The sequence below is a fragment of the Aphanothece microscopica RSMan92 genome (genome assembly GCF_046613545.2).
GTDB lineage: Bacteria > Cyanobacteriota > Cyanobacteriia > PCC-6307 > Cyanobiaceae > NIES-981.
This window is the reverse complement of record NZ_JBKKKY020000181.1, coordinates 1-1420: the sequence shown is the minus strand read 5'-3', so window position 1 is coordinate 1420 and position 1420 is coordinate 1. Positions and strand designations below refer to the sequence as shown.

Sequence of the window (1420 nt, the reverse complement as noted above, 5' to 3'; positions counted from 1 at the left end):
CGTTCTAGCCCCCTAAAAAGTTGGACACGTATCTTTGTCATCCACGAAGGAGTTCACGGATGTCACCACGCAGACGATTCACAGAGGATGAACGACGAGCGATTCTGAAGGAAGTAGATGAACATGGGCTATCAATAACGATACGGAAGCATGGCATCAGTGCTTCTCATATCTATTCCTGGCGAAAGAGAACGGAGTCAGATGCACCATCCACCACTGGCTTGGAAGCAGAACTTCGTCGCTTGCGTCAAGAGAATCAGCAACTCAAGGAAATGGTAGCGGAGAAGGAACTCTTCATCCGCATCAAGGACTCGCTGCTAAAAAAAACACTATCACGCGGGAAGACCGACTGATGGTAGCACATGAATACACGGAAGCGGGCTATCCCCGTCGGCGCGTACTGAAGGCGTGTGGAATCGCCTCCAGTAGCTACTATTACAGACCGAAACCTGGTTCTCGTGGGAAGCGTGCCAGTGCTGTCACGTTTGATACATCGGGACGCTGTTACAGCAATGTCGAGATCATGCACATGGTGTGCGAATATCTCAACAGAGAGTTCGTCGACTACGGTTACGCCAAGGTTACCAAATGGCTCCAGCGAAAGGGCTTCATCATCAACCGGAAGAAGGTCTTACGGTTAATGCGTGAGCAGGGTATCCTCCTTGGTAGACCAAAGCGTCCTAGCTCTGGGAAGGTGTGGGTGAAGGAACTCCTACCACAAACAAGAAGGCCATTCGAGTATCTCGAGTTCGACATCAAGTTCGTGCGCATAGACGGTATGGGTCGTCATGCGATGCTGCTCACGGTGCTTGACGTCCTCAGCCGTGCCAACGTGGGTCACATCCTTCAATGGTCGATTCGGAAAGAAGATGTTATTGCTCTTTTCGAAACGATCTTTCGCAGTATTCCGCTACCAGAACACGTCACTGTTCGATCCGACAACGGTAGTCAGTTCGAAGCAGGACTGGTGCGCGATTACTTCAAGGAACGCAGTGTGCAGCAGGAGTTTACCAGGCCGGCAACACCCGAGCAGAACGCTCACATTGAAGGCTACCACAGCGTCGTCCAGCGAGCTGTCTGCGATGCCCTGGAGCTTCACAATCTTCAACAAGCCCAACAAACATTTGACCGGTTCCGTGACTTCTATAACCTCGAGCGTATTCACTCCGGCATCGGATATCGAACACCAGAAGAGGTACTCAAGATGTACGGTATCACCATTACGACCCCAAAGCAGCCAAGCACAATCACTAACAACCTATTACAAAACATGACGAATATTGTGTCCAACTTTTAGGGGTCCGGTACACGTTCTAGCCCCCTAAAAAGTTGGACACGTATCTTTGTCATCCACGAAGGAGTTCACGGATGTCACCACGCAGACGATTCACAGAGGATGAACGACGAGCGATTCTGAAGG

At 50.6% G+C, this 1420-nt stretch carries 2 protein-coding genes; both read left to right on the top strand.

Annotation, left to right across the window (positions count from 1 at the left end; all coding sequences use genetic code 11):
- Nucleotides 1-59 precede the first annotated feature (59 nt).
- Complete coding sequence (locus ACLD7X_RS16790; RefSeq protein WP_411424831.1) at nt 60-353, top strand: transposase; 294 nt, start codon at nt 60-62, stop codon at nt 351-353.
- Nucleotides 353-1297, top strand: coding sequence for an IS3 family transposase (locus ACLD7X_RS16785; protein ID WP_411424830.1), 945 nt, complete (start codon nt 353-355; stop codon nt 1295-1297). The genes ACLD7X_RS16790 and ACLD7X_RS16785 overlap by 1 nt, the downstream gene beginning before the upstream one ends.
- Nucleotides 1298-1420 lie beyond the last annotated feature (123 nt).